Below are 9068 nucleotides of genomic sequence, written 5' to 3' on the forward strand. Positions count from 1 at the left end.
CCGGTTGCTGCTACGCGTCGCGCGAGGGCAGCGCGGCCATCGCGCGCTGCGTGACCTCTTCGACCTTGCCGAGGGCCGGGATCGTCACGACCAGGTCCTGGGCCTTGTAGTAGTCGATGATCGGCTCGGTCTCCGTGTGGTAGACCTCCAGCCGCTTGCGGACGGTCGCCTCGCGGTCGTCGTCACGCTGGTACAGCTCGCCGCCGCAGACGTCGCAGACGCCCTCGGTCTTCGGCTTGTTGTACTCGGCGTGGAAGACGTGGCTGCTGTCCTTGCGGCAGATCCGCCGGCCGGCGATCCGCTTGACGACCTCGTCCTCCGGGACCTCCAGGTCCAGGACGGCGTCCAGCTTGAGGCCGTGGGTCTTGAGGTACTCGTCCAGCGCCTCGGCCTGGCCGAGGTTGCGCGGGAAGCCGTCGAGGAGGAAGCCCTCCGCGGCGTCGGCCTGCTCCATGCGGTCCTCGGCCATGCCGATGGTGACCGAGTCGGGCACCAGGTTTCCGGCGTCCATGTACGACTTCGCCTCGACACCCAGGGGCGTGCCCTGACTGATGTTGGCGCGGAACAGGTCCCCCGTGGAGATGTGCGGGATCGCGAGGTTCTTGGCAAGGTACGCAGCCTGCGTACCCTTGCCGGCCCCCGGGGGTCCGACGAGGACGATTCGCATCAGCGGAGGAACCCTTCGTAGTTGCGCTGCTGAAGCTGGCTCTCGATCTGCTTCACGGTCTCCAGGCCCACACCCACGATGATGAGGATGCTCGTCCCGCCGAACGGGAAGTTCTGGTTCGCGTTGAAAAGCACCAACGCCACTGTTGGTACGAGCGCGATCAGCCCCAGGTACAGCGAGCCCGGCCACGTGATCCGATTGAGCACGTAGCTGAGGTACTCGGCCGTCGGGCGACCAGCCCGGATACCCGGGATGAAGCCACCATACTTCTTCATGTTGTCGGCAACTTCTTCGGGGTTGAAGCTGATGGCGACGTAGAAGAACGCGAAGAAGACGATCAGCAGGAAGTACGTAACGATGTAAACCGGGTGATTTCCCTTGGTGAAGTTGGTGGCGATCCAGGTCGCCCATCCCGCCTTCGACCCGCTGAACTGTGCAACGAGGGCTGGAATGTAGAGCAGCGATGACGCGAAGATGACGGGAATCACACCCGCCTGATTCACCTTGAGCGGGATGTACGTGGACGTACCGCCATAGGACCGGCGGCCGATCATCCGCTTCGCGTACTGCACCGGAATGCGTCGCTGGGCCTGCTCGACGAAGACCACCAGGGCGACCATCGCCAGCCCGACCGCGATGACCGCGAAGAACTCGATCCAGCCGTCGGCGAGCTTGCCGGTGAGCTTGATCTGCCAGAGGGCGCCCGGGAAGCCGGCGGCGATCGAGATGAACATCAGGATGGACATGCCGTTGCCGATACCGCGGTCGGTGACGAGCTCACCGAGCCACATGATCAGGGCGGTGCCGGCGGTCATCGTGATGACCATCGTGATGGTGGTGAAGATCGAGTCGCTGGGCACGATCTCGGTGGCGACCGGGCAGTTCTGGAAGAGCGCGCCGCTGCGGGCGGTGGCCACCAGGCCGGTGCCCTGCAGGATGGCGAGCGCCACGGTCAGGTACCGGGTGTACTGGGTGATCTTCGCCGTGCCGGACTGCCCCTCTTTCTTGAGGGCCTCCAGCCTGGGGATCACCACGGTCAGCAGCTGGAGGATGATGCTCGCCGTGATGTACGGCATGATCCCCAGCGCGAAGATCGTGATCTGCAGCAGCGCACCACCGCTGAACATGTTCACCAGGGCGAACAACCCGCTGTTGCCGCCGGCCTGCCGCATGCAGGTCTCGACGTTCGCGTAGTTCACCCCTGGGACCGGGACGTGCGCTCCGATCCGGTAGAGCACGATGATGCCCAATGTGAACAGCAGCTTCTTGCGCAGGTCGGGCGTCTTGAACGCTCGGGCGAACGCGGTGAGCACGGTGCCTCCTGCGCCTCTTCGCCCCTTGGGCGAGAGGTGACGGTCTTGAGGATCGACGAATACATAGGCCAAAAACCGCGCGGACATGGCCCACGCGGCGGGGGCCCGGGGCCTGAGCCCCGGAAAACAGCAGTGCCTGCCACCTTACCGGCGACCGTACCCCCTTGGAACGACCAACCGGGGATGCCCCAAACGATGGGCATCCCCGGTCAGTTGAACCAACGAACTCAGATGAGTTCGGTGACGGTGCCGCCGGCAGCGGCGATCTTCTCCTTGGCGGAGCCGGAAACGGCGTCAACCGAAACCTGCAGCGCCACGGAGATCTCGCCCTGGCCCAGGACCTTGACGAGCTCGTTCTTGCGCACCGCGCCCTTGGCGACCAGGTCGGCCACCGTGACCTCGCCACCCTGCGGGTAGAGCGCGGCCAGCTTGTCCAGGTTCACGACCTGGAACTGCTTGTGAGCGGGGTTCTTGAAACCCTTCAGCTTCGGGAGGCGCATGTGGAGGGGCATCTGCCCACCCTCGAAGCGCTCCGGAACCTGGTAACGGGCCTTCGTACCCTTGGTACCACGACCAGCGGTCTTACCCTTGGACGCCTCGCCACGACCCACGCGGGTCTTGGCGGTCTTGGCGCCCGGGGCAGGACGGAGGTTGTGGACCTTCAGCGGGTTCTGCTCCGCCATGTCAGTCGACCTCCTCAACCGTCACGAGGTGGCGGACGGTGTGCACCATGCCGCGGAACTCGGGACGGTCCTCCTTGACAACCACGTCGTTGAGCTTCTTAAGGCCCAGCGAACGAAGGGTGTCGCGGTGGTTCTGCTTGCTACCGATGTAGGACTTCGTCTGCGTGATCTTGAGGTGCGCCATTACGCGGTCACCCCTGCACGCGCCCGCAGCAGAGCGGCGGGAGCAACGTCCTCCAGCGGCAGGCCACGACGGGCCGCGATCTCCTCGGGGCGCTGAAGGCCCTGAAGCGCGGTCACCGTGGCGTGCACGATGTTGATCGGGTTCGACGAACCGAGCGACTTGCTCAGCACGTCGTGGATGCCCGCGCACTCCAGAACGGCACGCACGGGGCCACCGGCGATCACACCGGTACCGGGGGAAGCCGGCTTGAGCAGGACGACGCCCGCAGCCTTCTCGCCCTGGATGGGGTGAGGGATGGTGCCCTGGATACGGGGGACCTTGAAGAAGTTCTTCTTGGCCTCTTCCACGCCCTTGGCGATGGCAGCCGGAACTTCCTTGGCCTTGCCGTAACCGACACCTACGGTGCCGTCACCGTCGCCCACCACGACCAGCGCGGTGAAGCTGAAGCGACGACCACCCTTGACAACCTTGGCGACGCGGTTGATCGCGACAACGCGCTCAACGTACGCGGTCTTCTCGGCGGCAGCGCCACCGTCGCGACCCTTCCGGTCCCGCCGCTCGCCGCCACCGGCACCGCTCCCGCGGCGCTGGGGTCCAGCCATTGGATTTACCTCTCTCTGTTACGTCCGCTAGCTCCGGAACCGGGGCTTAGAACTTCAGCCCGGCTTCGCGGGCGGCGTCGGCCAGAGCGGCAATCCGCCCGGCGTACTGCTTGCCACCACGGTCGAACACGACAGCCTCGACACCGGCGGCCTTGGCACGCTCGGCGACCAGGGAGCCGACCTTCTGGGCCTGGGCGCTCTTGTCGCCCTCGCCACCACGGATCGACGCGTCCAGGCTCGACGCAGAGGCCAGCGTGTGGCCCTTGATGTCGTCGATGACCTGCGCGGTGATGCCGCGGTTGGACCGCGTCACGACCAGACGCGGACGCTCCGTGGTACCCGAAATCCGCTTACGGATGCGGATGTGGCGACGCTTGGCGGCGGCGCGCTTGTAGGCGTCACCCTTCGCGATCTTCACACCGTATGCCATGGCTTACTTACCAGCCTTTCCGACCTTGCGGCGGATGACCTCGCCGGCGTACTTGACGCCCTTGGCCTTGTACGGGTCAGGCTTGCGGAGCTTACGGATGTTCGCCGCCACCTCGCCGACCTTCTGCTTGTCGATGCCCTCGACGCTGAGCTTGGTCGGGGACTCGACCTTGAAGGAGATCCCCTCGGGGGCCTCGATCACGATCGGGTGGCTGTAGCCCAGGGCGAACTCCAGGTTGGAGCCCTTCGCCTGGACGCGGTAACCGACACCGCTGATCTCGAGCGCCTTGCTGTATCCCTGGGTCACGCCGGTGATCATGTTCGCCACCAGCGTGCGGGACAGGCCGTGCAGGGCCTTGTTCTGACGCTCGTCGTTCGGGCGGGTGACGTTGATGACGCCGTCCTCACCCTTGGCGACCTCGATGGGAGCGGCCACGGTGTGCGAAAGGGAGCCCTTGGGACCCTTCACGTTGACCGTGCGGCCCTCGATGGTGACGTCCACACCAGCGGGAACCTGGATGGGCAGCTTGCCAATGCGCGACATTAGCTATTCCTCCGTTCCCGGGTTACCAGACGTAGGCGAGGACTTCCCCACCCACGCCCTTCTTCTGCGCCTGCTGGCCGGTGAGCAGACCGTGGGACGTGGAGATGATCGCCACGCCCAGGCCGCCGAGCACCTTCGGCAGGTTGGTGGACTTTGCGTAGACCCGGAGGCCCGGCTTCGAGATCCGCTTGATGCCGGCGATCGAGCGCTCGCGGTTCGGGCCGAACTTCAGCTCGAGGACGAGGTTCTTGCCAACCTCGGCGTCCTCGACGCGCCAGCCGGTGATGTAACCCTCCTGCTGGAGGATCTCCGCGATGTGCGACTTGATCTTGCTGTGCGGCATCACGACGGTGTCGTGGTACGCCGAGTTCGCATTCCGCAGACGGGTCAGCATGTCTGCGATGGGGTCAGTCATGGTCATGAATTGGCCTTCGGCCTCTCTCGCCGGGGTTTCCTATGTGCGCCATCCCTCTCCCCGATCAGAGTCGGGACGGGTGCGGCGCGGGGACCTACGGCGTAGTAAGCGACGTTATGCGGGCTTCACCCGCGGTCGGTCTCGGGCGGCGGGACGCCCAAACCCCTCTACCCTACGGGAAAAAAGGGGCAGGAATCCCGCCGACCGATTGCTTACCGAGAGCCCCGGTCATCCCAAGTGGGGGATTACCAGGAGCTCTTGGTCACGCCCGGCAGCTCGCCACGGTGAGCCATCTCACGAAGGCACACGCGGCACAGGCCGAACTTGCGGTAGACGGAGTGCGGACGGCCGCAGCGCTGGCAGCGCGTGTACGCGCGGACAGCAAACTTCGGCTTACGAGCCGCCTTAGCGATCAGAGCCTTCTTCGCCACGGTCAGTTCTCCTTGAACGGGAAGCCGAGGTGACGAAGCAGGGCGCGGCCCTCATCGTCGTTGGACGCCGTGGTGACCACGGTGATGTCCATGCCCCGCGTCCGGTCGATCTTGTCCTGGTCGATCTCGTGGAACATGACCTGCTCCGTGAGACCGAAGGTGTAGTTGCCCCGACCGTCGAACTGCTTCGGGGACAGACCACGGAAGTCGCGGATGCGCGGCAGCGCGAGCGACAGCAGGCGGTCCAGGAACTCCCACATGCGGTCACCGCGGAGGGTGACGTGGGCACCGATCGGCTGGCCCTCGCGCAGCTTGAACTGCGCGATGGACTTACGGGCCTTGGTGACGGCCGGCTTCTGGCCGGTGATCGTGGTGAGGTCGCGGATGGCGCCCTCGATCAGCTTGGAGTCGCGGGCGGCGTCGCCCACACCCATGTTGACCACGATCTTGGTCAGACCGGGGATCTGCATGACGTTCTCGTAGGAGAACTCGTCCTTCAGCTTCCCGGCGATCTCTTCGCGGTAGCGCGTCTTCAGACGCGGCGCGTTGGTGGTGGCAGTCATCAGATGTCCTCACCGGTCCGCTTGGCAACGCGGATCTTGTTGCCCTCGTCGTCGAAGCGGTATCCGACGCGGGTGACAACCTTCTGGCCGTCCTTCTCCACAACCAGCTGAACGTTGCTGACGTGGATGGGGGCCTCGGTCGTCACGATGCCGCCGGTCTTCGAACCACGAGCGGTCTGGCCGGCCTTGGTGTGCTTCTTGACCCGGTTGACACCCTCGACCAGGACGCGGTCCTCGCGGGGGAAGGCCTGGATGACCTTGCCCTGCTTGCCCTTGTCCTTACCGGTGATGACCTGGACCAGGTCGCCCTTCTTGATCTTCATCGGTTACAGCACCTCCGGCGCGAGCGAGATGATCTTCATGAACTTCTTCTCGCGCAGCTCACGGCCCACGGGGCCGAAGATACGGGTGCCGCGGGGGTCGCCATCGTTCTTGAGGATGACGGCCGCGTTCTCGTCGAAGCGGATGTACGAGCCGTCGGGACGGCGGCGCTCCTTGACGGTGCGAACGATGACCGCCTTGACGACGTCACCCTTCTTCACGTTGCCACCGGGGATCGCATCCTTGACGGTGGCGACGATGACGTCACCGATGCCCGCGTAGCGGCGACCGGAACCACCGAGAACACGGATGCAAAGGATTTCCTTCGCACCAGTGTTGTCGGCGACCCGCAGTCGCGACTCCTGCTGGATCACGTCTATCTCCTGAATGTCTGCCGGTTCCCGGCGAGAAGCGCGAGTGCTTCGCGCTTCTCGCCGAGCCTGGCGGAACTGTTCCTAGGGGGTCCCCCTAGGAGGGATTACTTGGCCTTCTCGAGGATCTCGACGATGCGCCAACGCTTGCTGGCGGACAGCGGCCGGGTCTCCATCAGGAGGACGCGGTCGCCGACGCCGGCAGCGTTCTGCTCGTCGTGCGCCTTGAGCTTGTTGGTACGGCGGATGACCTTGCCGTACAGCGCGTGCTTGACGCGGTCCTCGACAGCGACGACGACGGTCTTGTCCATCTTGTCGCTGACGACGAGACCCTCACGGGTCTTGCGGAAACCGCGCTCGTTCGTCTCAGTCACATTCTTCTCGCTCATCAGGCGCTCTCCACCGTCTCGATGCCCAGCTCGCGCTCACGCATCAGGGTGTAGATCCGGGCGATGTCCTTGCGGACGGCCTTCAGCCGGCCGTGGTTCTCGAGCTGTCCGGTCGCCGCCTGGAAGCGGAGGTTGAACAGCTCTTCCTTAGCCTCACGGAGCTTGGCAACGAGGTCCTCGTTGTTCAGCTCGCGCAGCTCGGACGCCTTGGTAACGGCCGACATCACGATTCACCTGCCTCGCGCCGAACGATGCGGCACTTCATCGGAAGCTTGTGGGCGGCGCGGGTCAGCGCCTCCTTAGCAACCTTCTCGTTCGGGAAGGACAGCTCGAACATCACCCGACCGGGCTTGACGTTCGCGATCCACCACTCCGGCGAACCCTTACCGGAACCCATGCGGGTCTCGGCGGGCTTCTTCGTGAGCGGGCGGTCCGGGTAGATGTTGATCCAGACCTTGCCGCCACGCTTGATGTGACGGGTCATCGCGATACGAGCGGACTCGATCTGACGGTTCGTCACGTAGGCCGGAGTGACGGCCTGGATTCCGTACTCACCGAAGGCCAGCTCGGTGCCACCCTTGGCCATACCGTTGCGCTTCGGGTGGTGCTGCTTGCGGTGCTTGACCCTGCGAGGGATCAGCATGTCGGTCAGGCCTCCGTTCCGGGGGTCTCCGCCGGAGCAGCGGCAGCGGCCTCGGCCTTGGGGGCCTCGGCAGCGGCGCTCTGCTGCTGCGGCTTGCGGCCGCCGCGGCCGCCGCGCTCGCCACCGCGACGCGGGCGGTCGTTGCCGCCACCGCGAGCCGGGCGGTTACCCGCACGGGCGGCAGCGTTCTCGGCGCGCACCTCGGCGATGTTCTTGACGTCGCCCTTGTAGATCCAGACCTTCACGCCGATGCGGCCGAAGGTGGTCTTGGCCTCGAAGAAGCCGTAGTCGACGTTCGCACGGAGCGTGTGCAGGGGCACACGGCCCTCGCGGTAGAACTCCGAGCGGGACATCTCGGCGCCGCCGAGACGGCCACCGCACTGGATCTTGATGCCCTTGGCGCCGGCCTTCATCGTCGACTGCATGCTCTTACGCATGGCGCGACGGAAGGAGACGCGGGACGAGAGCTGCTCGGCGACGGCCTGGGCCACCAGCTGCGCATCGGTCTCGGGGTTCTTGACCTCGAGGATGTTCAGCTGGACCTGCTTGCCGGTCAGCTTCTCCAGCTCGCCGCGGATGCGGTCCGCCTCGGCGCCGCGGCGGCCGATGACGATGCCCGGACGAGCGGTGTGGATGTCAACGCGGACGCGCTCACGGGTGCGCTCGATCTCCACCTTGGAGATACCGGCGCGCTCCATGCCCTTCGTCATCATGCGACGAATGGCGACGTCTTCCTTGACGTAGTCCTTGTACAGCTTGTCGGCGTACCAACGGGACTTGAAGTCCGTCGTCACACCGAGCCGGAACCCGTGCGGGTTTACCTTCTGGCCCATTACCGGGTTCCTTCCTTGCTGCTGACGACCACGGTGATGTGGCTGGTCCGCTTGCGGATCCGGTAGGCACGACCCTGGGCACGCGGACGGAACCGCTTCAGGGTCGGGCCCTCGTCGACGTACGCCTCGCTGATGACCAGCGAAGAGGCGTCGGTGTGGTCGTAGTTGTGCGCGGCGTTGGCAATGGCGCTGTCCAGCACCTTGCCCACCGGCACGCTCGCGGCCTGCGGGGCGAAACGCAGGACCGCCTGAGCCTCCGTGGCATCCATGCCACGGATAAGGTCCACCACGCGGCGGGCCTTCATGGGCGTGACGCGGATGTACCGCGCCTGGGCCCTGGCTTCCATGGTTGTCCCTTCAGTGTCAGTCATAGTCTTCGCACTCCGGTCGATCAGCGACGACGCGACTTGCGGTCGTCCTTCTCGTGGCCGCGGAAGGTGCGGGTCGGCGCAAACTCGCCGAGCTTGTGGCCGACCATCGACTCGGTGACGAACACCGGGACGTGCTTGCGGCCGTCGTGCACCGCGATCGTGTGGCCGAGCATGGCCGGGACGATCATGGAGCGGCGGGACCAGGTCTTGATGACGTTCTTGGTGCCGGCATCGTTCTGAACATCCACCTTCTTGGAAAGGTGGTCGTCGACGAAGGGCCCCTTCTTGAGACTGCGCGGCATCTAAACC

At 65.4% G+C, this 9068-nt stretch carries 18 protein-coding genes; all 18 read right to left on the reverse strand.

Going from position 1 to position 9068, the window contains the following annotated elements; translation table 11 throughout:
* Positions 1-10: 10 nt before the first annotated feature.
* A complete protein-coding gene (locus WAB15_RS18540) occupies positions 11-667 on the reverse strand; it encodes an adenylate kinase (protein ID WP_399146544.1) in 657 nt (218 codons plus the stop codon).
* Positions 667-1980, reverse strand: a complete 1314-nt coding sequence (gene secY, locus WAB15_RS18545; RefSeq protein ID WP_399146543.1) for a preprotein translocase subunit SecY — start codon at positions 1978-1980, stop codon at positions 667-669. The genes WAB15_RS18540 and secY overlap by 1 nt, the downstream gene beginning before the upstream one ends.
* A 227-nt stretch (positions 1981-2207) precedes the next feature.
* Complete coding sequence (gene rplO / locus WAB15_RS18550; protein ID WP_393487431.1) at positions 2208-2663, reverse strand: 50S ribosomal protein L15; 456 nt, start codon at positions 2661-2663, stop codon at positions 2208-2210.
* A 1-nt stretch (position 2664) separates the two neighbouring features.
* Complete coding sequence (gene rpmD, locus WAB15_RS18555) at positions 2665-2847, reverse strand: 50S ribosomal protein L30 (protein ID WP_384429910.1); 183 nt, start codon at positions 2845-2847, stop codon at positions 2665-2667.
* Positions 2847-3449 carry a 30S ribosomal protein S5 gene (gene rpsE / locus WAB15_RS18560; protein ID WP_006604888.1) on the reverse strand — a complete coding sequence of 201 codons (603 nt, stop codon included), beginning with the start codon at positions 3447-3449 and terminating at the stop codon, positions 2847-2849. The genes rpmD and rpsE overlap by 1 nt, the downstream gene beginning before the upstream one ends.
* Before the next feature lie 46 nt (positions 3450-3495).
* Positions 3496-3879 carry a 50S ribosomal protein L18 gene (gene rplR / locus WAB15_RS18565; protein WP_407286936.1) on the reverse strand — a complete coding sequence of 128 codons (384 nt, stop codon included), beginning with the start codon at positions 3877-3879 and terminating at the stop codon, positions 3496-3498.
* Positions 3880-3882: 3 nt separating this feature from the next.
* The gene (rplF, locus tag WAB15_RS18570; protein ID WP_384429904.1) at positions 3883-4422 is read right to left on the reverse strand and encodes a 50S ribosomal protein L6; all 540 of its coding nucleotides are present in this window, start codon (positions 4420-4422) and stop codon (positions 3883-3885) included.
* A gap of 22 nt (positions 4423-4444) precedes the next feature.
* Positions 4445-4843 (reverse strand): 30S ribosomal protein S8, encoded by a 399-nt coding sequence (gene rpsH, locus WAB15_RS18575; RefSeq protein ID WP_030413019.1) that lies wholly within the window; start codon positions 4841-4843, stop codon positions 4445-4447.
* A 239-nt stretch (positions 4844-5082) separates the two neighbouring features.
* Entirely contained in the window at positions 5083-5268 is a 186-nt protein-coding gene (locus tag WAB15_RS18580; protein ID WP_004571834.1) for a type Z 30S ribosomal protein S14, read from the reverse strand.
* 2 nt (positions 5269-5270) lie between these two features.
* Entirely contained in the window at positions 5271-5831 is a 561-nt protein-coding gene (gene rplE / locus WAB15_RS18585) for a 50S ribosomal protein L5 (RefSeq protein WP_030074789.1), read from the reverse strand.
* Positions 5831-6154, reverse strand: coding sequence for a 50S ribosomal protein L24 (gene rplX / locus WAB15_RS18590; protein WP_030413017.1), 324 nt, complete (start codon positions 6152-6154; stop codon positions 5831-5833). The genes rplE and rplX overlap by 1 nt, the downstream gene beginning before the upstream one ends.
* Before the next feature lie 3 nt (positions 6155-6157).
* Positions 6158-6526 (reverse strand): 50S ribosomal protein L14, encoded by a 369-nt coding sequence (rplN, locus tag WAB15_RS18595; RefSeq protein ID WP_003998823.1) that lies wholly within the window; start codon positions 6524-6526, stop codon positions 6158-6160.
* 104 nt (positions 6527-6630) lie between these two features.
* Entirely contained in the window at positions 6631-6912 is a 282-nt protein-coding gene (gene rpsQ, locus WAB15_RS18600; protein ID WP_030589651.1) for a 30S ribosomal protein S17, read from the reverse strand.
* Positions 6912-7136, reverse strand: a complete 225-nt coding sequence (rpmC, locus tag WAB15_RS18605) for a 50S ribosomal protein L29 (protein ID WP_046927445.1) — start codon at positions 7134-7136, stop codon at positions 6912-6914. Before rpmC ends, rpsQ begins: the two co-directional genes overlap by 1 nt.
* Positions 7136-7555 carry a 50S ribosomal protein L16 gene (gene rplP, locus WAB15_RS18610; protein ID WP_366329817.1) on the reverse strand — a complete coding sequence of 140 codons (420 nt, stop codon included), beginning with the start codon at positions 7553-7555 and terminating at the stop codon, positions 7136-7138. The genes rpmC and rplP overlap by 1 nt, the downstream gene beginning before the upstream one ends.
* A gap of 5 nt (positions 7556-7560) precedes the next feature.
* Entirely contained in the window at positions 7561-8388 is an 828-nt protein-coding gene (gene rpsC / locus WAB15_RS18615) for a 30S ribosomal protein S3 (protein ID WP_069567069.1), read from the reverse strand.
* On the reverse strand, positions 8388-8735 hold the full coding sequence (rplV, locus tag WAB15_RS18620; protein WP_004571827.1) for a 50S ribosomal protein L22: 348 nt from the start codon (positions 8733-8735) through the stop codon (positions 8388-8390). The genes rpsC and rplV overlap by 1 nt, the downstream gene beginning before the upstream one ends.
* Positions 8736-8779: 44 nt before the next feature.
* Positions 8780-9061: a 30S ribosomal protein S19 gene (rpsS, locus tag WAB15_RS18625; RefSeq protein ID WP_018090899.1), complete on the reverse strand. Its 282-nt coding sequence runs from the start codon at positions 9059-9061 to the stop codon at positions 8780-8782.
* Positions 9062-9068 lie beyond the last annotated feature (7 nt).

It is taken from the genome of Streptomyces sirii, from assembly GCF_045690365.1.
Classification (GTDB): domain Bacteria; phylum Actinomycetota; class Actinomycetes; order Streptomycetales; family Streptomycetaceae; genus Streptomyces; species Streptomyces sirii.